General features: G+C 44.4%; 23 protein-coding genes. 6 read left to right on the forward strand and 17 right to left on the reverse strand.

Going from position 1 to position 23,151, the window contains the following annotated elements; translation table 11 throughout:
* From GCA01S_RS09275 to GCA01S_RS09300, 6 genes are all read right to left on the reverse strand, one after another.
* A partial coding sequence (locus tag GCA01S_RS09275; protein ID WP_155835561.1) for a GGDEF domain-containing protein occupies nt 1-900 on the reverse strand: 900 nt, incomplete at its 3' end.
* 470 nt (nt 901-1,370) lie between these two features.
* Complete coding sequence (locus tag GCA01S_RS09280) at nt 1,371-1,946, reverse strand: DUF5317 domain-containing protein (protein ID WP_017434227.1); 576 nt, start codon at nt 1,944-1,946, stop codon at nt 1,371-1,373.
* A 282-nt stretch (nt 1,947-2,228) separates the two neighbouring features.
* Nucleotides 2,229-3,074, reverse strand: coding sequence for a Ger(x)C family spore germination protein (locus tag GCA01S_RS09285; protein ID WP_071997943.1), 846 nt, complete (start codon nt 3,072-3,074; stop codon nt 2,229-2,231).
* A complete protein-coding gene (locus GCA01S_RS09290) occupies nt 3,053-3,358 on the reverse strand; it encodes a hypothetical protein (RefSeq protein WP_042409295.1) in 306 nt (101 codons plus the stop codon). The genes GCA01S_RS09285 and GCA01S_RS09290 overlap by 22 nt, the downstream gene beginning before the upstream one ends.
* Before the next feature lie 337 nt (nt 3,359-3,695).
* Entirely contained in the window at nt 3,696-5,696 is a 2,001-nt protein-coding gene (gene feoB / locus GCA01S_RS09295; protein ID WP_042409296.1) for a ferrous iron transport protein B, read from the reverse strand.
* Nucleotides 5,697-5,699: 3 nt separating this feature from the next.
* On the reverse strand, nt 5,700-5,921 hold the full coding sequence (locus GCA01S_RS09300) for a FeoA family protein (RefSeq protein ID WP_017434232.1): 222 nt from the start codon (nt 5,919-5,921) through the stop codon (nt 5,700-5,702).
* 355 nt (nt 5,922-6,276) lie between these two features.
* Here GCA01S_RS09300 and GCA01S_RS09305 point away from each other — a divergent pair, with 355 nt between their 5' ends.
* Nucleotides 6,277-7,236 (forward strand): bile acid:sodium symporter family protein, encoded by a 960-nt coding sequence (locus tag GCA01S_RS09305; protein WP_017434233.1) that lies wholly within the window; start codon nt 6,277-6,279, stop codon nt 7,234-7,236.
* A 30-nt stretch (nt 7,237-7,266) separates the two neighbouring features.
* Here the strand turns inward: GCA01S_RS09305 and GCA01S_RS09310 are convergent, their stop codons facing one another.
* Together GCA01S_RS09310 and GCA01S_RS09315 are read right to left on the reverse strand one after the other, a co-directional pair.
* Nucleotides 7,267-8,205 carry an endonuclease I family protein gene (locus GCA01S_RS09310; RefSeq protein WP_017434234.1) on the reverse strand — a complete coding sequence of 313 codons (939 nt, stop codon included), beginning with the start codon at nt 8,203-8,205 and terminating at the stop codon, nt 7,267-7,269.
* A gap of 115 nt (nt 8,206-8,320) precedes the next feature.
* The gene (locus tag GCA01S_RS09315) at nt 8,321-9,847 is read right to left on the reverse strand and encodes a Na+/H+ antiporter NhaC family protein (RefSeq protein WP_026078369.1); all 1,527 of its coding nucleotides are present in this window, start codon (nt 9,845-9,847) and stop codon (nt 8,321-8,323) included.
* A 190-nt stretch (nt 9,848-10,037) separates the two neighbouring features.
* Between GCA01S_RS09315 and GCA01S_RS09320 the strand changes: the two genes are divergently transcribed.
* The gene (locus GCA01S_RS09320) at nt 10,038-10,430 is read left to right on the forward strand and encodes a MaoC family dehydratase (protein WP_017434236.1); all 393 of its coding nucleotides are present in this window, start codon (nt 10,038-10,040) and stop codon (nt 10,428-10,430) included.
* Between the two features lie 18 nt (nt 10,431-10,448).
* Here GCA01S_RS09320 and GCA01S_RS09325 read toward each other — a convergent pair whose 3' ends face one another.
* Both GCA01S_RS09325 and GCA01S_RS09330 read right to left on the reverse strand, forming a co-directional pair.
* Entirely contained in the window at nt 10,449-11,297 is an 849-nt protein-coding gene (locus GCA01S_RS09325; protein ID WP_042409300.1) for a metallophosphoesterase, read from the reverse strand.
* 57 nt (nt 11,298-11,354) lie between these two features.
* Nucleotides 11,355-11,930 (reverse strand): YkoP family protein, encoded by a 576-nt coding sequence (locus GCA01S_RS09330; protein WP_042409302.1) that lies wholly within the window; start codon nt 11,928-11,930, stop codon nt 11,355-11,357.
* 154 nt (nt 11,931-12,084) lie between these two features.
* Here GCA01S_RS09330 and GCA01S_RS09335 point away from each other — a divergent pair, with 154 nt between their 5' ends.
* A complete protein-coding gene (locus GCA01S_RS09335) occupies nt 12,085-13,260 on the forward strand; it encodes an MGDG synthase family glycosyltransferase (RefSeq protein WP_042409304.1) in 1,176 nt (391 codons plus the stop codon).
* A gap of 39 nt (nt 13,261-13,299) precedes the next feature.
* Here GCA01S_RS09335 and GCA01S_RS09340 read toward each other — a convergent pair whose 3' ends face one another.
* On the reverse strand, nt 13,300-13,599 hold the full coding sequence (locus GCA01S_RS09340) for a MerR family transcriptional regulator (protein ID WP_042409306.1): 300 nt from the start codon (nt 13,597-13,599) through the stop codon (nt 13,300-13,302).
* Between the two features lie 181 nt (nt 13,600-13,780).
* Between GCA01S_RS09340 and GCA01S_RS09345 the strand changes: the two genes are divergently transcribed.
* On the forward strand, nt 13,781-13,972 hold the full coding sequence (locus GCA01S_RS09345) for a Fur-regulated basic protein FbpA (protein ID WP_042409309.1): 192 nt from the start codon (nt 13,781-13,783) through the stop codon (nt 13,970-13,972).
* Nucleotides 13,953-14,090: a hypothetical protein gene (locus GCA01S_RS20520; RefSeq protein ID WP_017434248.1), complete on the forward strand. Its 138-nt coding sequence runs from the start codon at nt 13,953-13,955 to the stop codon at nt 14,088-14,090. Before GCA01S_RS09345 ends, GCA01S_RS20520 begins: the two co-directional genes overlap by 20 nt.
* 204 nt (nt 14,091-14,294) lie before the next feature.
* Here GCA01S_RS20520 and GCA01S_RS09350 read toward each other — a convergent pair whose 3' ends face one another.
* The 3 genes from GCA01S_RS09350 to ahlS all read right to left on the reverse strand — a co-directional run bounded on the left by GCA01S_RS09350 (nt 14,295) and on the right by ahlS (nt 16,952).
* A complete protein-coding gene (locus tag GCA01S_RS09350; protein ID WP_017434249.1) occupies nt 14,295-14,696 on the reverse strand; it encodes an acyl-CoA thioesterase in 402 nt (133 codons plus the stop codon).
* A 207-nt stretch (nt 14,697-14,903) separates the two neighbouring features.
* Nucleotides 14,904-16,085, reverse strand: coding sequence for an iron-containing alcohol dehydrogenase (locus GCA01S_RS09355; RefSeq protein WP_017434251.1), 1,182 nt, complete (start codon nt 16,083-16,085; stop codon nt 14,904-14,906).
* An 18-nt stretch (nt 16,086-16,103) separates the two neighbouring features.
* A complete protein-coding gene (ahlS, locus tag GCA01S_RS09360; protein ID WP_017434252.1) occupies nt 16,104-16,952 on the reverse strand; it encodes an AhlS family quorum-quenching N-acyl homoserine lactonase in 849 nt (282 codons plus the stop codon).
* Nucleotides 16,953-17,227: 275 nt separating this feature from the next.
* Between ahlS and GCA01S_RS09365 the strand changes: the two genes are divergently transcribed.
* A complete protein-coding gene (locus GCA01S_RS09365) occupies nt 17,228-18,937 on the forward strand; it encodes a sigma 54-interacting transcriptional regulator (RefSeq protein ID WP_017434254.1) in 1,710 nt (569 codons plus the stop codon).
* 126 nt (nt 18,938-19,063) lie between these two features.
* Here the strand turns inward: GCA01S_RS09365 and GCA01S_RS09370 are convergent, their stop codons facing one another.
* The 3 genes from GCA01S_RS09370 to xylA form a co-directional block, all read right to left on the reverse strand.
* Nucleotides 19,064-20,110, reverse strand: a complete 1,047-nt coding sequence (locus GCA01S_RS09370; protein WP_042409311.1) for a nitronate monooxygenase — start codon at nt 20,108-20,110, stop codon at nt 19,064-19,066.
* A gap of 189 nt (nt 20,111-20,299) precedes the next feature.
* The gene (xylB, locus tag GCA01S_RS09375; RefSeq protein WP_042409314.1) at nt 20,300-21,799 is read right to left on the reverse strand and encodes a xylulokinase; all 1,500 of its coding nucleotides are present in this window, start codon (nt 21,797-21,799) and stop codon (nt 20,300-20,302) included.
* 18 nt (nt 21,800-21,817) lie between these two features.
* A complete protein-coding gene (xylA, locus tag GCA01S_RS09380) occupies nt 21,818-23,143 on the reverse strand; it encodes a xylose isomerase (RefSeq protein ID WP_042409316.1) in 1,326 nt (441 codons plus the stop codon).
* Nucleotides 23,144-23,151: the final 8 nt, after the last annotated feature.

The raw sequence follows: 23,151 nt of genomic DNA on the forward strand, positions 1-23,151 counted from the left end.
AAAATTGCCGAAAAACTGCAATAATTTGTCTCCTTGCAAATGACCATTTCGATCATTATATTTTTTAAAATCATCCAGATCAAGTAGCGCTAAACAAAACGGCTGCTGCAACTTTTTCGCATCGGAGAAATGTTCATTTAATGCTTCCTTAAAAAATCCATGATTGTACAAACCTGTTAAATGGTCTTTGTTAGCTCTTTCCGAAACATCTCGATACAAATATAAAAACTTACGAAATACAAACGACAGTAACACAACTAGAACCGTGAATAAAAACAAACTGAAAAATCCTTGTTCGTTTAATAAAATTGTTAATACTAAAGACAACAACAAGGTCACAGAATAGCTGATACAAGCTTCTTTTAAAATTCCTACATCAAAGGTACCTTTAAACATCTGTCCGGAAAAAAAGAAAAAGAGAAAGATGAAAAAAATGTTTAAGCTAAAATAGACTAATAGACTAATCATATACGGAAATAAATTATAGATATTGATTTCGCCGACCTTTCCACCGAACAATAAGAAAGAATAATATGCTCCTATTATCATTATACAGTACATAGAAAAATTAAAAACATGCTTCCATAGAGCAACCCTTTTTTTATACATTAATTCAATAATAATACTTACAAATAGTACATTAATCGTTAGAGAAATTCCATATAAAAAGATAGAAGCTAAATAAATCGCTGAATCCATAGAAAACGAATTATCTTTCGGAGGAAGGTGAATAGTAAAGTAACTTAATAAAAGAACAGATGCTGATAACATATAAATTAAAACCCAATCCTCTACGGATTGAGAAAAAAAATCACTTTTCCAAAAATAGAGGGATATACCTAAGAGATAAATAAACATTACATACCATTTAACGTAATTTTTTAAACAACCAACTAACATTTATTACCAACTCACGTTTTAAAAAATTTTAGGGAGAAGTGATTTCTCATTCTCCCTTCTTAAATATGATATATAGTGATATATATGTCAATGTAAAAACCTATGCTTGTCCATTCTAAATCCCAAAGTTAATACTACGTCAATCTAAATCCCGAAGTTAATGCTATAACGATAGAACCAATAATAAAAAGATTAATAAGTACTTGTTTTACTTTTACACTCATGCTTTTTGCCTAGTTACTAAAATCTATAAAAATCGATTCATCGCGATGGAACTAGGAAACACCGCTTGCCGCTCGGATTCTCACCGAGTTCCATCAGGAAGGGAATCCCCTTGTCATTCACCTACTGTGAAAGACACCCCGTGGCTCGCTGTCAGCGACGGCATCTGTCGTGCACCATTCCTTCCATCGGTCAGTACACGACAACGATTTTAGCAACCAGGTCTACACCTCCTTATAATATAAAATTTATCTACTCGCAGGAGCGGCAGATGTGTTTTTGCCTGGTGCACTAAGCATTAGATGCTGAATAAAGAAAAACGCTCCTACGTTCATAACGACATCGCCAATGCTGATCACTTGTCGGCGCGGGTATGGCGGGGATAATGGGATAATATCGCCTAAAAACGGCAATAATGTATCAGATGTAATCGCCTGATGTTTGCCGTATACTCCCGCTCTTAATGCGTCGATGTATTCACGGCCAAGAAATTGCGCCGCTTCGATCGATACCGGCATCCGTCCCCCATTGAGCGCCATTACGATAAAGTTTAATAGCACTCCGGCAAAAATAACAATAAATCCAGGCTGGTTCCGGTTAAGCCAGAGAAAAAAGAGGCCAACCACATATACAAGAAGAAACAAGGCGTTGCTGAGTTTGCCAATGATTGCCACTTTATCCTGCAAGATAAAAATAACGAACTGCACTGCCAACAATATTGGAAACAACCAGCCGCCACGCAGCTTCATATTGGCGAGGCCTTTAAAACTTCCCCCGCGAAAAAAGCCGACTAGCAGCGATAATAAAATTCCATCATATACCATGATGTGTTCTCCTATCATTTTCATTAGACAGAATATTTCATCTTTTCGAAACTATTCTGTCTATTCCCATTATTATCGATTCTTTTTGACAATGTAAATAGGACTTTCTTCCTAATTTAAAACAAAATTTCTCAATTCCTCCTAAAATTCACGGTTGTTGCCCATCATTTTTAGACAATAATCAACAAAAAATGGGGGCAACGAAAGCTTTCGCATGCGAAATGCCCTAACGTTGCCCTGGCGGCTCTGTAAAAATTCACTCAATGCCACAGTTTCTATTCATCACTTCACATTCTCTTTTTGAAACGATTCCGTAATCGTCCCTGTGCGCTGCAATTTGGTGTGGACGTGAACATTCACCTTTGTGTCCGGGAAGAGATCGCTCCAGTGATGTTTCACTTGTGCCCAGCCTTTTGGATCCGACCGATGAATCGCATTCCCGAATCCGAAAATATCGCTGCGAAACTCTTTCGCTTTTTCCACTGCCATGTCGATCTGTTTCTTACTTTGTTTGTTCAGCATGCGTTTTAATTTTGTAAAAGTAGATAGGTTCATTAAGTCTATATCGCATTCTACCTCGCCGATGTTCGCTTCCGATTCAATATATATATCGACTATCGGCCTGCCATTCTTTACTTTCCCCTTTATTTTGGCATCGGTTCGCATCACTTCGATCGCCATATTGCCTTGATGATTCGGACAAGCGATATTACCGACCGTGTTTTTGACCCGTCCCGTCGCGTAATTATATCCTTTTGTTTCTGAGTCGTTCAGCCACCCTACAAGCTTATCGTCGCGAAATACCGCAGTGCCGTTTAAATTCAATCGTACTGGCGCCTCGACTTTTTTTAAATTTTCTTCCATGCTCATTCCCTGTTCTTCTCTTCCCGTTACCTTAATTCCAGTAATAACAGGGTCTTGTCCATCACTGACAATCTCTGTAATTAAATCATCAATTTCCTTGACGACGGTAGCAGCGAAGCTCTTCTCCGACGTTTCCAGCGATAAAAACATGGCGTTGGCCGGAATGTTTTCTTGCGGGTCTAACGTTTTTAAAATATTTTCCGCGCGCGTCCCCCGGGCAATTAAAATATAAAAATCAGCCCTCATTTCGTGATCGCGCGACAAAAAATCAAGCGGTTTCCGTAACCCTTCTTTTGCAACACTCTCACCAAAGACAATACAAGCCCATCCGTATAAATGATGCTTAGCTGACGCCCCCCATCTTTTTTGCCTCGGATGGTCCGCATTACGATATCAGAGCTTTCCCCGATTGTACGCTGGATAGAGAGAATATTTTCGTTCATGTAAATCGACAGCGGCTGTTTTTCAGAAGGAGGCGGCAGCGGCTGTTCATATACTGCTTTTTGCCGTTTAAGCCACCTCTTCATTATCCATCTCATCATCTTCATCACTCGAACCCCCGATTTGCACGAACGTACGATTACACTTTTACTATTCCCAAAACTTTGACACGTTATGTCCATTTTGCAAATTTACAAAATCACAAACTATTGAACTAGGATAAAAAACGGGATTCCCTGCAACGATAGGGAACCCCGTTTTCCACCAACGGCTTCTTCAAGATTTTTTTGCCGAACACGATCCATGGCAATTGTCAGATAGAGAGCAGCTAGCACACATTCCTTTGGAACTTTTTTTCATATGGCGAACGAGCGTCCATCCGGCATAGGCAAAAATGGATCCGCCAATTAAAATACTTGCAATCATGTTTTTTCTTCCCTCCCATCAGTATCCGAACAGCTTCCCGCCTTCGTAAATGAGAAATGAAATGGTATACGCAATCGTTAACGCACAGCCAATGGAAATCAACGTCCATTTCCTTGAACCCGCTTCTTTGCGGATCGTCGCCACCGTTGCCAGACATGGGATATAAAGGAGCACAAACACCATAAAGCTAAGCGCTGATAGCGGCGTAAAGTGTTGTGTGATTGCCCCTTGCAGCAAGTCCATATCTTTTGCATGATAAATAATATTCATCGTCGAAACCACGACTTCTTTGGCCAAAAATCCCGTTATCAACGACGCACCGGCTTGCCATGTTCCAAAGCCGAGCGGCGCCAAAATCGGTGCGAGCACACCGCCTATGACCGCAAGAAAACTGTCATCCATGGAAACGCCAATTCCTTTTGGCCCAACATACGTCAATAACCAAATCGCAACCGAGCCGCCGAAAATAAACGTACCAGCTTTTCGCACAAATCCTTTTCCTTTGTCCCATGTGCTCCGCCACAATGTCAACGCTTGCGGCATCCGATACGGCGGCAGTTCGATCACAAAAATGGAGCTTTCATTTTTTAATAAGGTAGAAGAAAACAGTTTTGCAAGACCAAGTGCGACAACAATCCCTAATACATATAGCGAAAACACGACAATTGCTTGGTTTTTTGCAAAAAATGTACCAGCAAATAACGCATATACCGGCAGACGCGCAGAGCAAGACATAAACGGCAGCAACAAAATCGTCAACAGCCGCTCTTTGGGCTGCTCAATCGTTCGTGCGGCCATGACGCCGGGAACGTTGCAACCAAAACCGATAATCATCGGAATAAACGCTTTCCCGTTTAAGCCAATCGCCTCCATAAACCGATCCATAACCATGGCGACGCGCGCCATATATCCGGAGTCCTCCAACAACGAGATGAAAAAGAAGAGAATGAAAATTTGCGGCACAAAGACAAGCACGCCGCCAACCCCGGAGACGATTCCATCCAATACGAGCGCTTGAATGAACGGTGATGCTCCTACAAGCGTCAACAGCTTAGAAAGCCACTCCGTTAACGGACCGGAAAAAAACTGATCTAGCAAATCAGCAAGCGGCGAACCAAGCCAATCAAACGTTAACATAAACATGATATACATAAATGTGAGAAATATCGGCAAGCCCAAATATTTATTAGTGACGACAGCATCGATTTTCTCTGTTAATGTAAGCGGCTTTTGCTGAAATATAACCGTTGACGTTTCGATGGCATGCACAATCCATTTGTCGCGCGCGTCATAAATATGTTCAGCTAAAGGACGGCCGAGCGCTTGCTGTGCCTCATCACGAACCGCCACAAGCGGGGCGATGTCCATATACGTTTGCAAATAAGCGTGAATACGCTCATTTCCTTCTAAAAACTGAAGCGCAAGCCAGCGCTTTGATGCCAGCAAATCGTCAGGCAGCTGCTCGCTGATTTTTTGCACGGCTGCTTCCACATCTTGGCCGTAATCGATCGCGACATGCTCCCGCTCCCCACTTTGTTCGGACAAAGACAAAATCGCGCGAACAAGCTCTTTCGTTCCTTTTCCAGTGCGGGCAATCACCGGAACGACAGGAGCGCCAATACATCGCGACAGTTTTTCCGCATCGACTTTGACGCCACGCTTTTCCGCTACGTCCACCATATTTAACGCAACAATCAACGGCTTGCCAAACTCCAAAAGCTGCACGGTTAAATGCAAATTCCGCCGCAGCTGGGAAGCATCGACAATGTTGACAATCGCAGAACAAGGTTCCGTTAATAAAAAGTCGGTCGCTACCCCTTCATCACGGGAAAGCGGCTGCAGCGAATAGATTCCCGGAAGGTCAACGATGGGAACACCGTGCTGCCGCAGTATGCCAACCTTTTTTTCTACCGTTACTCCGCTCCAGTTTCCAACATATTCATAGGAGCCTGTCAAATTATTAAACAATGAAGTTTTTCCCGTATTAGGATTACCGAATAACGCAATATATGATGACATCGATTATCTCACTCCAATGCAAGCAGCTTCTTTACGCCGCAGACAAATGTATTGTCCATCGACCTCTACCATGACAGGCCCTCCAAACGGCATTACACATTTCACGCAAACTTTTTCGCCTTCATGCATCCCCATATGAAGAAGACGTTGTTTCACTACTTCATTGGTTATTGCCAGATTTGTAATAACGGCCTTTTGCCCTTGTCGAAGATCAGTCAAAACCACCTTTTCCGTCCCCCAGTCAACAATGATTCTTTTTTTCAATTAGCAATATGTCAACGTGTGAAAATTTATAAAGTGGTGTTTGGCATTTTCCTAATTTAAATAAGAATGGTTTTCATCATAGAACAATAATGATTATTTTTCTCAATTAATATAATACCACAATTTACGATTGTGAAAGTGATTTTTTTCACACTTTTTCTATCGTCACAATAAATTCACAAATACCATGCGTTGGGTGTATCTGTCTAGAGGAAGGAGCAGGCTAATTACAAATCTAAAATCTGTATAGTTGAACTTTTCAGAATAATATATATAATACTTTGTATATATTTCACTAACTAAAGGAGGAAAAACAATGAAGGCATTGGAGAAATTTAGCAACTTTGTTGGAAACACCTTTGCTGTCTGGGTGCTTTTATTTGCCGCTCTTGCTTTTTATAATCCAAACGCTTTTACGTGGATCGCTCCATACATAGTCCCGCTGCTTGGCATTGTCATGTTTGGCATGGGCCTTACCTTATCGGTCAATGACTTTAAAGAAATATTCAAGCGCCCGACAGAGGTGCTAATCGGTGTAGTCGCCCAATTTCTCATTATGCCGCTTGTTGCTTTTTTGCTTGCTCATTATTTGCCGGTCTCGAGGGAAGTCGCTCTTGGCATTATTCTCGTTGGCTGCTGTCCTGGCGGAACAGCGTCTAACGTGATGACCTATTTGGCCAAAGGAGATACCGCGCTGTCGGTCGCCGTGACATCCGCTTCTACGATACTGGCACCGATCGTGACGCCGTCGCTGATTTTGCTGCTTGCCGGAAAATGGCTCTCCGTTTCTGCTGCATCGCTGTTTTGGTCGATTGTAGAAGTCGTCCTAATTCCGATTATTTTAGGGTTGATTGCGCAAGCTCTTTTCCAAAAACAAGTGAAAGCGTGCATCCCAGTTCTGCCGCTCGTTTCTGTCATCGCGATTGTCGCCATTGTCGCGGCCGTCGTCGGACAAAACCAGCAGGCGATTGCCAAAAGCGGGCTTGCCATTTTCTTCATCGTCGTTGTTCATAACGGGCTTGGATTATTGCTTGGCTACTGGTTTGCCAAACTATTCCGCTTATCGGTACCGAAACAAAAAGCGATTTCCATCGAAGTCGGCATGCAAAATTCCGGGCTTGGTGCCGCGCTCGCAACCGCTCATTTTTCGCCGCTCGCTGCTGTTCCAAGCGCCATTTTCAGCGTCTGGCACAACATTTCCGGACCAATTGTTGCAACCTATTTCCGCAAAAAAAGTGAGAAGGAAAAAGTGGATCAACCCACAATTTCTGCATAAAAAACGGGTCCCCGGCGGGGAGCCCGTTTTTTATGGAGCTAAGTTTAACGGAAACGCAATTCGTTCCGCAAGCTCCGGAATATCAATAAATGGGTTGCGATTTCCTTGAATGAAAAAAATAGCGCTATTACGGTGCCTCTCATAAATGGTTGCTGGAAATTGCCGATGCCAGCGAATCAGAAGCGGAACGTCGATTTTACTCCGAAACGCTTTGGCGATAGTGTGCGGATAGCGCAGCAAAAAATAGAGCATCGCCCGCGCCACCGTTCCCTTTCCGTATTCCGGTTCGAAATAGCCGTTTTGTACGACGCCGCAGCGGTTCTGAATCTTCTCTTTTGGTGATTCCGGATTATAAAACGGAAAATCAGCGTACGGAAAATTCGAACGCAGCGTATTGCATTCGGGCTGACAAACAAAGAGGTGATGCAAATCCCCTTTCATCGGCTCTCTTGCGCCAAACCATGACTGCGGCACGACATGCTCGGCGTTAAACTTCCATTGCTGTTCAATCTTTTTCACCCGATACTTTTCCTCTTTCTTCCATTCTCTTGTTCTTTTCAACAATTGTCGGAACGCATCATAGCGCTTTTTCATCGTTTCATAATCTTGAAGAATTAATGTCTTTGGATCTTTCTTCTCTCCTGAATAAATGCTTCTGACCGTTCCATCCGGCTGCAAATCGACCCATGTATATAAATATTCATCCTTGCTGAAAAAATAAGGAAGCCGCCGCTTATGCGTGCGCGAAACGAGTTCATGATATTTCACAAACAGCGTAAGTCCATCCCCCTCCAACGGTACACGCCGGTAATACCGATGCATCGCTCGGATATCTTCCTGTTCATCGTAATACACATCCATTTGTGCTTCGATATGCTTAAGATGCTCTTGCAAGACGTCTAATTGCTCCTGTGGATCATTCCCCTGCCATTGCTGCAATTCTTCTAGTTGCTTCCGTACTTCTTCCATTCGTTTCACCTTGCTCCCTTTTCCCTTTGTATTACAGTTTACCACGTCTGCGTTATTTCGTTGCCAAAAAAATAAAGTCCGCTCGCAAATCTCGAGCAGACTTTACCGATAAGGCCTAGCGCATGATAAACGACATGACACCAAACAGAACGGCAGCCATTCCCGCCGCGATAAACGCAGGAACTAATTTTGTCCGCGCATATTCCATCACCGGCAAATCTAAAATCGTACATAACGTCACCGTATTATCGCTCAGCGGCGAGGCAAACGCCCCGAACGTCCCGCTTGCAAACACGGCGCCAATCACCGGCAAAATATTCGTTCCTGCCTGATGTGCGAGCGTGACGCCAAGCGGCATTAACATTCCCCATGTCCCCCATGAAGAGCCGATAAAATAGGAAATGACCGCACCAAGCAAAAACAGCACAGGGGCCACAAAATATTGCGGAATCCACCCTTTTACATGATCGGTAATATACTGCGAAAATCCTAAATCCTCCGACACCGCCGAAAGCGCCCAAATAAGGGCTAGCATTAAAATCACGGAAATTAATTCGTTTCCGCCTTTCACAAAATGCGTCAACAAATCATTTAATTTAAACTTTTGCAAGAGAAAATAAACAACCGTAATGATTACTGTTAAAAATAATGCTTCTAACATAGCGCCAAGTGCATCGCTGCGCAAAAACGCATCGAAAAACGTTTTTGCCCCTTTATGTCCGTCCCACCAGCTTAAAAATAACGTCAGCACAAGCACAATGGATAACGGAACAATCAAATTCCATGGCTTGATTGGGGTTTCCTTATTATACGCGCGCGGGCAAGTTTGCATCTCTTCCCCTTCTTCCCCTTGCGCCTCGTTTGGATTTTCCTTTTCTTGTTTATTCGTATGGACTTGATTTTCCTCGGCAAACTCCAAGGCTAGCCGTTCGTTCCATCGGCGGATCGGCGCAACCTTTCCTTCTCCTTCTGCCGCAGCACGTGTTTCTGCTTTCCGTGAATATTTAAAAAAGCTGTAATAAAGTCCAACGATAATAATCGTATAGGAAAAAAAGTTAAACGGAATGCTTTTGACATATACAATATATGGCTGTGCGCCAATACCCGCTGTTTTTAGCGCTTTATCAATCACGGAAACCATATAGCCGACAAATGCCGTCGCCAACGGAATAAGCGCTACCACTGGGTTGGACGTCACTTCAATCGCAAACCCGATTTGCTGCGAAGATAATCCGAGGCGTTTTTTTAACGCTTTCATAATCGGCGCAATCGTCACAATGCGGAAATCAGGGTCGCTAAATGTCACCATCGTCGAAATCCATGTTAACATCAACGCGCTTTTCGCTGATTTCACTTTTTTACTGATCAGATGCACAAATCCTTTAATTCCGCCCGTATACTTAATCATACTAACCAGCCCAGCAAATACATACAGAAAAATAATGATGCGAATATTATTCATCTGCATTATATTCTTAACTAAATACGAAAGCATCGTACGCAAGCCGCCAAGCAGCGACGGGTCCATTAAATAACTGCCTAAAAGCAACCCAACAAACAAGCCAGGGATCACTTGTTTCGTCCAAATCGATATGGGAATCACCACTAAAAACGGAAGCAGCGCTTTCCATGATGGTTCCATGAATGCCATCACTCCTTTTCCTTTTTCTTCTTTAAAAGTATGGGCATTGATCAGTTTCTCTATGCTATAGTAAGTGCATTGCGATTTATTTTCATGCAAAAACACCAAGATTGTTTATAAATAAATATTCTCATTATTATAAAAATTTTGTAATATAAATGATGAACAAGCAGAAGGGAGAAGGGAAGAAATGAATTTAAAACCTGGGGATGTATTTACTTGGCAGCGCACTTTCACAGAGGAAGAAATACGGCAATTCGCTGAGTTATCTGGCGACAAAGGGAGACATCATATGGAACGGGATGAGAAAGGCCGGCTGATGGTCCAAGGATTGTTTACCGCCAGCATCGGCACAAAAATCGGCGGGGACTTAAACTATATTGCAAGAGAAATGCATAGTGAGTTTATCCGCCCCGTGTTTTCCGGCGATACGATTACGTGCGAACTGACGATTACCGATGTCGTCCCGATGGACGGATACAAAAAAGTGGCGATGAAGACGGTGTATCGAAATCAACATGGCAAAGAAGTCTTAATAGGAACAAGCACGGGGATCATCAGAGACGAGGAACCATCCTTATAAACAAAGAAGGCTGTCGCTTTAGACAGCCTTCACCGCTTCGCCTTGATGCAATGGTGTTAACGACAATGTATGCAGCGTAATTTCCGGTTTTGTGCCAATGCGGATGTTTACCCCCGTTTGACCTAATCCTTCGCTAATATAAAACGGCTTACCATCCAGTTCGTGATAGCCTTTAATGATATTCATCCGCACTAGTTTTCCCATTTTTACAAGATGATACGGCTTTGGCCAATGAATTTGTCCGCCGTGAAAATGCCCGGAAAGCAAATAATCAAAGTGATAATGGCGCATGTGCAATACAATATTCGGGTCGTGCGTGAGTACGAGATTTAAGCCGTCTTTTACATGGGCATACGCTTTTTCCACGTCACTGCGCCCTGTATAAAAATCATCAATGCCGATGATATTCACCGTTTTTCCTTTAATGGAAACCGACTTTGCTTCATTTTGCAAAACGGTGCATCCATGTTGTTCTAACGTTGCTCTTAAATGTTCGAACTGCTCTCCTTGTAAAACATAGTCATGGTTGCCGAACACCGCATACATGCCGTATGTCGGATTTAGCTTTTGCAATGCCGTCAAATACGGACCAAACTTAGGAATGCTTGTTTCATGATCAAGAAAATCGCCGGTTAAAGCAATCAAATCAATTGGTTCATCTTTTAATTTCTTATATAGATAGTCAGGGGAAATCGATAGTTTTTCTAAGTGAAGATCTGATAAATGCAAAATACGGACGACGTCTGGATCACTCTCGCGGCAATGCACTTTCACTTTATGCAAAACCGCTTCATACGTATTGCGGTGCGCTTTATAAATCATAAATAAAAGAAGCATTAGAATAATAAAAACAAAAAAGAATATCATTGCTCTTTCCTCCCTCTTTACCATTATAGTAAATGGGAAGAGAGAAAAAAGAGGGAGTTAATGGATCGGCTGGTAACCGTATAATGCCAATAGCTTCTTTTTCGACATGAATAAATATTTCGGCGGCCGCCCCACCGGTTGAAAACGGAGTTGAGCAACTACGGTCATTGGAATGAGCCCGATGGTTTTAAACCACTTATAAAACGGATTGACGATAGAAAATGTTTCAAATCCTAATCGCTCGCATCCTTTGTTTAACATTGTAATGCCGATAATCCCTTTGATTTCCGGAAATTGTTCATGATGGCGGAGATAATGGGCAACGTAAGGGAGCCCGGCTTTCACTTGTTCAAAAATATAACGGCCTTTTTTAATTTCGCTATCGAAGCGAAGCAGCTCGCGAATAAGACGAACGTTATGCAAATGAATTTTGAGGAGAAGGTCGTTTTTTTGTATTTTCGTGCCGTCTGATAACACCACTTCCCTTCCTTTATACCTCGTTATGCGGACACGAAAAATCGGCTGGCAGCCGTTCCTTTCCGTTCCAACATACTCAAGCCTGGAACATGCGTAATAAATCGGATCAAACGCCCCCCATACCGCTAAAACGCATTGTCTCGCTTTTTCCTTCATACACTCCCCTCTTTTCCGGTTATTGCTCATTTACATTGATATTGTGAAACATTCTCCTAAGGTTTATAAATGGATAAAAAAGGGACGGACAAACCGCATAAAAATTCATATTTTGCACACACTCGATAATAATCTTGTTCATCAGGTGATTGACATGAAAACCGTACTCTTTCTTCCATTGTTGCAAATCCCCTCCGGCCATCACCAGGCGGCGGATGCGTTAAAAGATGGACTTCTAGCTATGGATCCACAATTACAATGCCATAAAATAGAACTGCTCTCATCGCGGCTAGGAAGAGGGGAAAAGCTAGTTTCCTATATTTATGTAAACTGGATTCGTCATTTCCCTAAAACATACAACACCTTGTACTATCACTCCGTCGTCCGCCAGAAAAAGAGACAGCCATCATTTCCGCATTACGAACTGCTTTTTCTTGAACATGTAAAAAATATAGTGAAACATGTCCAGCCAGATATCATCCTCTGTACACATTCCCTTCCTTCCTACTTGTTAAACCGGCTCAAAAGAAACGGGGAAATAACCAATCCGGTCGTCAACGTCTATACCGATTATTTTGTTCATGATTTATGGGGAACGGAAGCTATTGATTGCCATTTTATCGGCCATCCTTATATGAAAATGCAGCTGCGTAAAAAAGGAGTTCCGGAAAACCGCATTTGTGTAACCGGCATTCCGCTTCACCCTGACATAACGATCGAAAAACGGGAAAAACAAATGAAGCGCTCCCGCTATTTCGGGCTTATTTCCGGCGGCAGCTTAGGCATTGGCACGCTTAAGCATATGTTGAAAAAAATTTCTCCCGACGATCCAATCGATTATTATGTCCTTTGCGGGAAAAACGAACGAATGTACAAACAGCTGCAAAGCGAAAACCATCCTCGCCTTATTCCGCTCCCTTACATTTCATCACGCCAGGAGATGAACGCGCTTTATGATCAAGCAGATTTTATTTTAACCAAACCAGGCGGCGTGACCATTAGCGAATGTTTATATAAAAGACTGCCGATTTTTATTTATGATACGCTTCCGGGGCAAGAGGAAATCAACTTTCGCATATTGAAGCGGCATCATCTCGTGTTTGATTTTTTAAACTGGAAGGAGTTGCGTAATATTTCCGATGTCATTCTTTCTATTCTTCACTCTCCGCAAATCACGCACTATTTCGCCCATGTCGAACAATACCACCGCCAGCTTTCTGCCGAGCACCCAGCAGCGTTGCTCTACGCGAAGCTCGCTTCCTTGGAAAAGCCATTATTTCTTGGCGCAAACAATCCTGCGACCAACAAAAAGAAAGGTCCGTCATTTTAGACAGACCTGATTGGTACGCAATCTAAGGTAAAGGGATGTTTACGGGCGGAAACGGAAATGGGCGTTCATCTGCCCCTTTAACATTTTTTCCCGCAGCTCTTTCGTCATTTCCTGGCGGATTTCCCTTGTCGGAACCCCTTCTTCCCGCTTATTGGCAATCTCCATTAACTGTTCAACATCGGCGAACGAATATTTGCGAATTCCGTTCGAGCGATCCGGAAAAATCAACTTCCGCTCTTCATAATAGCGGATTTGCCGCTGCGATAGCCCCGTTAATTCACTGACGATGCCGATAGAGATGACTTTTTTGAATTTATAGGAATCTTCTTTATTCGTCATCCTCTTCACCTCACGTGTTATATTTTCTAACATAATTATACCGATTTTTCACCATTTATGATTATTTTTGTAAATAAAATTAACATATTTTTTAATTTTATTGTAAAGTGGCTTAACAAAATAAATGTAATATGAAGAAAAACACCGTATATTAAGAGATAAATACGAGGAGGGAAAAAAGATGGGGAAACTGATGCGCACAGCAATTACGAGGCAAAAGCGATTTTATATTGATAGACTGTTGCAAACTGGCTTGTTTCATGACTCTGCCGCACTGCAACAATGGACGGTAAGCGAATTGCAGAACGAATACGAACGGCACAGAATACGAAAGAAGAAGCGGGGGGATGAACATGGACCAAAAAGCTCTTGAGCTGGCCAGACGGATCGTAGAACTTGATTTGAAGCGCGACGCGATGTTCGAACAATTGATCCAATTAATCGGAGAGCGCGCCTACGAAGTACTGCGTTTCGTCCAAAACCGTATATAACGGCAGAAAAGGACAGCTGGACGCTGTCCCTTTCTTTTTGCGCTTGCCTGCATCTCTTGCTGACAAAATACCGGCAAGATCCTTGTTTCTGTTATGCTCTTACGGACTGTTTCACCGCTTCGGTGGACTGATTGATGCCGCTTTTCATGTTTTTTGCAGCTTCTGAACGATCCAAAAACCGCCAACATCCCCAAACCTCTTCTCTCATTCTTGCGGGCGCCATAAATGTTCGTTTAATTTCTCTCTTATTCCATCCGGAATCGGCTCCGGCCTTTGCGTTTCGAAGTTAAAATTGACGTAAACCGATCTTCCTTTCGCACAAAGCCGCCCGCTTTGATGAATTTCTTCGTAGATGGTTAGACTTGTGTTGCCGATACGCTCGATTCCTGTATAAACGGTCACTTCCTTGCCATAATAAATTTGATTCACATAATCTACTTCCATATGGATAATCACCATTCTCCAATTCTTAAAGGAAAGATCGGGAGTAAACATTTTAAAAATTTCTTCCCTCCCGGCTTCAAACCATACCGGAATCGTCGTGTTGTTAATATGGCCGACGCCGTCTGTTTCGGAAACTCTTGGGACAATGACAGTTGTAAACATTGACATCCTCCATTCCCTGATTTTTAAAAAATGTAACTCATTCTAGCTAGGCAAGAGGCAGCTCCGATCATTGCGATAAATAAGGTTTTACGGCAAACGAACTGTTTCAAATAAAAACGCAAAGGAAAGCCGGATCAGGCTTCCCTTTTCTTCACCGTAGCACAGCAGGCCGTTTCTATCAATATTTTTCCTGCTCATCCCTCTATCTTATTTCGGCTCCGTCACCACACCTTTAAAAGCGGATTGGTAAATCGTCCGTATATCGTCTTCCAGCAACGGCAGCGGGCTGCGCGCCAGCAACCGTTTTTGCTGGGCGGCATCTTTCGTTAAGCTTTCCAATGCGCTTTCCGGGATGTTAAAGCCGCCGAGCGTTCTTGGGATGCCTACATCGCGGACGATTCGCTCCAGCTCTTCGACGCATTTATACGAAGCTTCTTCTTCAGAAAGAAAGCTCGAGTTTCCTCCCAGCGCATTCAAAATATCGGCCATCCGCTTCGTGCAGCTTTTGCGGATGTACCCCATCACATACGGAAGCAATACGGCGTTCGATTCGCCGTGGGCGATATGGAACTGCCCGCCTAACGGATAGGCGAGTGCGTGCACTCCTGCGACCCCGGCGTTAAAAAACGCTAAACCGGCTAAATAGCTGCCATTGCTCATATCGATCCGCGCCTGCTTGTCTGCGCCATTTTCCACCGCTTTGCGCAACGACCGCGCGATCAAACGAATTGCTTGAAGCGCTAAACCGTCTGACGTCGGGCTGGCATTAACGGATACATACGCTTCGACCGCGTGGGTTAGCGCGTCAATCCCTGTTGCGGCCGTCACCCGCGGCGGGACGGAAACGGTTAATTGCGGATCGACAATGGCGGCATCCGCCAATAAGTAGTCGTGAGTGACAACGTCTTTCGTTGTCTCTAACGATAACACGGAAATGTTCGTGACCTCCGATCCCGTTCCGGATGTGGTCGGAATTAATATTTTCGGCAAGCCTTTTTTTTCAATCTTTCTAGTTCCTGTCAAATTTAGATAATCGGCAACCGAGCCCTCGTGTGCGGCAAGCACCGCAGCCAATTTCGCCAAATCCATCGCGCTTCCGCCGCCGACGCCAATGACAAGGTCAAATTGGCCTTCCCGGGTAAAAGCGACCACTTTTTCCCCCGTTTCTAACGGCGGCTCTGGTACGACATCCGTATAAACATGAACATCATAGCCCTTTTCCTGAAGCGGTTTTGTTACTTGCCCGACAAGGCCGATTTTCTCTAGCACCGGATCGGTGACAACTAATATCTTTTTCGCAGAAAACCGTTCCACTTCCGGGACTAAATGTTCCAGCGCTCCCCAGCCGACATAGCTAAGTGGTGTAAATACGATGCGTGCGACTGACATTTGGTTCTTGCTCCTTTCTTATTCGTAATATCCTTCTGTAGATTTGCGAAACTTTTTAAATTGTTCGGCATCATGCCCAAACCATACTTGTGACTTTGTTTCCTGCGCGATACGTCGAATTCGTTCAACGGTGTTCATATAACCGAGCGAGTCGTAAATAATACCTGGCGGCTTAATTGGCGGACCGTAGCTTTCCGCTGTGTAAATGGCATCAGAAGCGAGAATAATCCCTCCCGTTTCCGGCAACTCCACATGCAGCCCCAACATTCCCCACGCATGTCCACTGCCAAAGTTTAAGACTTTCACTCCTTCCGCAAGGAGGATGTTATCCTCATGCCGCTTGACCGTCCGCCATTGCAAATTATTTTTAATCCATGCATCGATATCCGCCCAAATATATGCTCCTTCTTTTTGATTTCTTGCATAGCATTGCAATGCCCCGTTAAACTCATCTTCATGAACGATGATCGTTGCGTTTGTAAACATTTCTAAACATCCGGCATGGTCTAAATGCAAATGAGAAGCGACTACGTAGCGAATATCCTCCGGTCTTACTTTCAGCTGTTCCAGACGGTTATGCAAATAGCACTCCTCAGTTGCCGTCCACGGGAACATTTGCTGCGTCGATTCTGCCCATCGTCCTTGAGGTCCCATTGAATTAGGATTACAAGAGGTATCAAATAAAATTTTTCCCTCTGGATGATCAATCAGCACCGTATAAATAGGAAATTCCACAAACTCTGTTTGTGCATTTGGATTATGAATCGTTGCTGGATTATGCATCGCGATCATCCAATTTTTATCCATCCTCATTCTCCCGTTATCCATCACATACAATTTAGGACGTGCTTTGATCACATTCGCCATTATTGATCCTCCCCCTTGTCAAAATAATGCTCCTTCTTCATCAGGACCAACCGGTGTACAAAAAATGCTTTCAATATCGGTCTCTCCCCCCCCTTTTTTGTCTTGCAAGTCCTATGCCACCTCGTAAAAGCCTGATTTATCTAGCAAAAACTGATAGGCATGCTGAAAAAAATCACCACTAACAAAGGAGAAACCGTAGTGATAGCGAAATGAATAAATTGTGACCGTTTTCACCACTCGGTGAAATCATTCACCGTTTTTAAAGGAGGGATCGGATGATGGCCATCATCGCTTCCGAAATGCTCGAACATATTTTTTCCTCCATTCATAACGGGATCATCGTGATCGACCAGCATAACCGCATCGTCTTTTTAAACAAGGCGGCGAAAAAATTGCTGCATATCGAACACGATCACTGGAAAGGAAAAGATATTCGCGGTTTCATTCCGACAACCCAGCTTCCACATGTAGTAGAAACGGGAGAAAGCACCATTGGCGTCAAAGTGAACATCGCCGGACGGGCCTGTTTGGTCAATCGCACGCCGCTCTATTGCGACGGCAAACGCATCGGCGCGATCGCTGTGCTGCAAGATATTTCGGAAATGGAGCATTATCATCAACTGTCCAAAAAAATGGAAACGATTATCGAATTTTCCACCGATGGCATTTATGTCGTCGATGGAAACGGAGTTACGCTCATGGTCAATTCCGCCTATGAAAAGATCACCGGATTTCGCCGCGAGGAATTGATAGGGAGACATATGGAGGAACTGGTTGGTAAAGGATACTTTGACCAGTCCGTTTCCCTTCTCGTTTTGCAACAAAAACAGCGTGTTTCCATTTTGCAAAAAATCGGCGGCAAAAAAGATGTGATCGTCACGGGAAATCCGGTTTTCAACGACCAAGGGGAAATTGACATGATCGTCACAAGCGTCCGTGATATTTCCAAGCTGAACGAGCTGAAAATGGAGCTGGAAAAAGCGAAAAGTTTCTCACAAATGAGCCAGCATCGCTACACCTTTTCCACTAGCGACAGCGATGAGCAAATCATTTGCCGCAGTCCCCTCATGAAAACGCTTATTCACAAGGTCGAACAAATCGCCGCCTATCCTACGACCGTGCTGCTCACTGGGCCATCCGGCGTAGGAAAAGAAGTGATCGCCAATATGATTCATCATCTTAGTCCGCGGAAAGATCAGCCGTTTATTAAAGTCAATTGCGCCGCGATTCCCGAGACACTGCTTGAATCCGAGCTGTTCGGCTATGAAAAGGGTGCGTTCACCGGTGCGCAAGCAAGCGGCAAAATCGGCTTATTTGAGCTGGCGGACCGCGGAACGATCATGCTTGATGAAATCGGGGAAATGCCGCTATCCTTACAGGTGAAATTATTGCGCGTCCTGCAGGAAAAACAAATACAGCGCATCGGCAGCCGCCATGCAAAAAAACTCGATATCCGTATTATCGCGGCGACAAATCAAAACTTGTCTGAACTGATCGCGTCTGGAAAATTCCGCTCCGATCTATACTATCGCCTGCAAGTGATCGAACTATTTATCCCTCCGCTGGCGGAACGCCCGGAAGACATCGAACCGCTTTTAGACCATTATTTTACATTTTATTGCAAGCTCTATCGCATCCACAAACAGCTTTCTCCACGCACAAAAGCGGTTTTGCAGCAATACCATTGGCCCGGCAATGTCAGAGAGCTGAAAAATTTAATGGAAAGCTTGGTCGTTTCTGTCCCTGCCCGATACATTGAACCAGATGATCTCCCAACTCATATTCGCAGTCAATCAGACACTTCCTCCTGCCTCACGCTGAAGGAAAAAGTGGAGCAGTTTGAAAAGCGGCTTGTCTATGAAGCGATCGAAAAATCCCCATCGCTGCGAAAAGCGGCGGAACGGCTGGGAATCGATCACTCCACGCTGATCAAAAAGCTAAAAAGATGGCAAAAAACAGAAACACCGCGGCCGTATTCGTATTAATATGGCGCGGTGTCATCTTGTTCAATTTGTCCGCAAATCCCCCTATTTTCCCATCATTCACGCTTTCGCTGCTGCGAAATTTTCTTCTAGAAAACTTTCCTTCTACTTCTACCATTCAAAAATGCCTTATTTCCTTATTAGTCCTTGTACCGCCTCTTCCATCTCCTTCATCAACTCCCTTACAAGCTCCTGAGCCGGCATATTCCTTGCCAAACGATGCCCTTGCCCCGCCCACAGAGACATCATTTGCGGATCATTGGCCTTGGCGGCGACGCTGCGAAGTGGTTTTGTCATATGATGAATATGGGGATACGCTGCAGGGGCAAACGCGTCATATTCAGTGAGAAAACGGTTGACTAGCCCGCGCGCAGGACGGCCGGTAAACGCACGGGTAACGGCGGTTGCTTGAAACTGCGGGTCGATGAGGGCGTTTTTGTGCAACGGACTCGCTCCGCTTTCCGGACAGCGCAAAAACGCCGTCCCCAATTGGGCGGCACACGCCCCTGCCGCCAGCACCGCGGCAATATTGCGTCCGTGCATAATGCCGCCAGCGGCAATGAGCGGGAGGTCTACTGCCTCGCGAATTTGCTGCAGCAAAACAAGCAAACTTACATTCTCATCCGCCGTTTCGTCATTGCGAAACGTAGCGCGGTGTCCCCCTGCTTCCGGCCCTTGCACACATAGGACGTCCGCTCCTTGCCCTGCCGCGATTTGCGCTTCGGTTTTGGAGGTAACGGTTACAATGACAAAGGAGCCATTGTCTTGTAGTTTGCTGATGATCTTGGACGAAGGGCAGCCAAACGTAAAACTGACGACAGGAACTTTTTCTTCATACAAAACTGTAAGTTTTGCTTCCCAATCATCATCGTCCCATTTAGGCTCGCCAAGGGATACTCCTAACCGTTTTGCTTCTTCTTCCAACACCTCTTTGTAGCGGCGCACCGCTTTCTCATCTGCATCATCCTCGCCTGGTACAAACACATTTACGCCAAATGGCTGATCGGTCAGCGCTCGAAGCGTGGCAATTTCCTTTCGCATTTCTTCCGCTGTTTTATAACCGCCGGCCAAAAAGCCAAGTCCTCCTGCTTCGGACACTGCCGCAGCTAACGCCGGCGTTGAAACCCCGCCGGCCATTGGCGCTTGAATAATAGGAACAGAAAGGGTGTGTAACATCGCTTCTCCTCTTTCCTTGTATATTTTGTATATTTGCTGCCTAATAAAACAATTCACAATATGTCAGCGAAATTCCTGCTAAAAATAGAACAACTAAATTTGCTGTTCATCAAAGGGGATTGGGGTTTATTGATCTAGCCTTTTAAAGCAGATGCGCCGGCACGAAATGCACCGGCGCGCACAGAAAAATTAGTTCCGAAATGCTTTTAACTTTTTCGTCAACTCTTTTGTTTGCGGATAAATCTCGCGGTAAATAGCAAATAACTCCTGATAACGTGCTACCGCCTCTTTTTGCGGCTCAACAACAAGCTCTACCTGCTTAAACACGTCCGAACATTGCTCGAGCGAATCAAACCAGCCGCAGCCATACGCGGCAATCATTGCTGCGCCTAGTCCTGGACCTTGCTCATTTTTTAATTTTTCCACTGGGATCGCAAATATATCTGCCTGCAATTGCAGCCATTCCCTGCTTTTCGCTCCCCCGCCGATGGAAACGACCGACTCGATCGTTTTTCCACTTGCCTTAATCATCTCCACCGATTCATTCAGCGAAAAGGTGATTCCTTCCATCACTGCACGCGCAAAATCCCACTTTGTTTGCGAAGAGTCGATCCCGATAAAGGAGGCGCGGATATCGGCATCGGCATGAGGAGTTCGTTCCCCTACCAAATATGGGGTAAACAACAAGCCATTGGCGCCAATCGGTGATTCATAGGCCCGTTTGACAATATCGGCAAACGGGAGGTCTTCCATAAACGTGCGCTTCCACCAATCAAAACTATACCCGGCGGCCAATGTCACCCCCATAATATAGTAGGCATTCGGCTTGGCATGATTAAAATAATGAACTTTTCCAGCAAAATCTTTCTCTCCTGTTTGCTCGTACGCCAAAACGACACCGGATGTACCGATGCTGCACATCATACTCCCTTCCGATAAAATTCCAGCGCCAACTGCACCGCAAGCATTGTCGGCACCGCCGGCAAAAACTTTTACATTCGTAGATAATCCAGTTTCTTCCGCGATTTCCGGAAGCAATGTTCCGACATATGCCGTTGATTCGACTAAAGGAGGGCACAGCTGAACATCAATGCCAAGGATGTCGCAAATAGGCTGGCTCCATGTCTTATTTTCAATATCTAACAACAACGTCCCCGCCGCATCGGAATATTCCATCGCAATGTGTCCCGTAAGACGGAAACGGACGTAATCCTTCGGCAGCAAAAACGTATACGCACGCTGATAAAGATGCGGTTCATGTTTTTTCACCCATAACAGCTTCGGCAGCGTAAATCCTTCTAATGCACGATTTTTCGTAATCGATAATAACGTTTCTTTTCCCACTTTCTCCTCAATTTCCCGGCATTCTTCCGTTGTCCTCGTATCGTTCCACAGAATGGCATTTCGTAGTACGTTCCGTTCCTTATCTAAAAGCACAAGCCCGTGCATCTGGCCGGAAAAGCTCAATCCACCAACAGAGCGAGGAGAAACACGGGAAACTTCTAATAACTTTCTTAAAGCAACAATCGTTTTTTCTACCCAATCCTCAGGATTTTGTTCGCTATATCCGGAATGGGGCTGATATAAGGGATAAGTTTCTGTCCACTCTCCCTTTACATTCCCATTCCGATCCACAAGCAGCGCCTTTACCGCACTTGTCCCTAAATCCACACCAATGACGTGATCCAAGACTAATCCCTCTTTTCCTTAACGGGTTGCACAAACTTCAAGCAAGTATTGATTAAGCAATGTTTTCAGCCGTTCTTGTCTGCCCGATTGATTTTGGATTTCCCCTAGCTGTAAAGCATGTGCTTCTAATTTGTGGAAATCTGCAGTTCCTTCCACAATTTCCCGTCCAATTCCTTCCGTATAACTTTTGTATCGTTCCTCAATAAACTCATCAAAAACGCGATCTTCGATTAATCGATGGGCTACTTTTAATCCAACAGCAAAGCTATCCATTCCAGCGATATGAGCGTAAAACAAATCTTCTGGTTCAAACGATCCTCTTCTTACTTTGGCGTCAAAATTCAATCCGCCACGGCCAAGGCCGCCGTTTTTCAAGATTTCGTACATGGCAAGCGTGGTAGAATATAAGTCTGTCGGGAATTCGTCCGTATCCCATCCTAGCAGCGTATCCCCTTGGTTCGCATCCACCGACCCGAGCATGCCATGGATGCGGGCTACTCGCAGTTCATGTTCAAACGTATGCCCCGCTAACGTTGCATGGTTCGCTTCAATATTGAACTTAAAGTAATCTTTTAGCCCATATGTTTGTAAGAATGCCAACGCCGTCGCAACGTCAAAGTCATATTGATGTTTCGTTGGCTCTTTCGGTTTCGGTTCAATTAGAAATTGGCCGTCAAATCCAATTTCTTTTGCATAATCCACCGCCATATGCAAGAAGCGGGCTAAGTTGTCCAGCTCTAGTTTCATATCGGTATTTAACAGCGTTTCATATCCTTCCCGTCCGCCCCAAAATACGTAGTTTTCCGCTCCTAATCGTTTCGCAATTTCCAAACCTTTTTTTACTTTGGCCGCTGCATACGCAAATACATCGGCGTTGCAAGAAGTGGCGGCGCCATGGACAAAGCGGGGATGGGTAAATAAGTTCGCCGTATTCCAAAGCAGCTTCGTTTTGCTTGTTTTCATATATTCTTCAATCATGTCTACGATTATATCTAAATTTTTGTATGTTTCTTTTAATGTTTCTCCTTCTGGAGCGATATCCACATCATGGAAACAGAAGAATGGGACATTTAGTTTTTCAAAAAACTCAAAAGCTGCCTCTACACGCACTTTTGCTAAGTCCATTCCGCTGTATTTGTTCCACGGACGGATCATATTGCCTGCCCCAAACGGATCCGATCCATCCCCTGTAAACGTATGCCAATACGCAACCGAAAAGCGCAAATGCTCTTCCATTGTCTTATCTCCGACTTTTTCTTCCGGATTGTAAAATTTAAACGCAAGTGGGTTTTTAGACGTTGGTCCTTCATAGGATATGGCGTTGATGGTGTTGAAATAAGACATAATAGGAC

The organism is Parageobacillus caldoxylosilyticus NBRC 107762 (assembly GCF_000632715.1).
In the GTDB taxonomy this organism is placed as follows: domain Bacteria; phylum Bacillota; class Bacilli; order Bacillales; family Anoxybacillaceae; genus Saccharococcus; species Saccharococcus caldoxylosilyticus.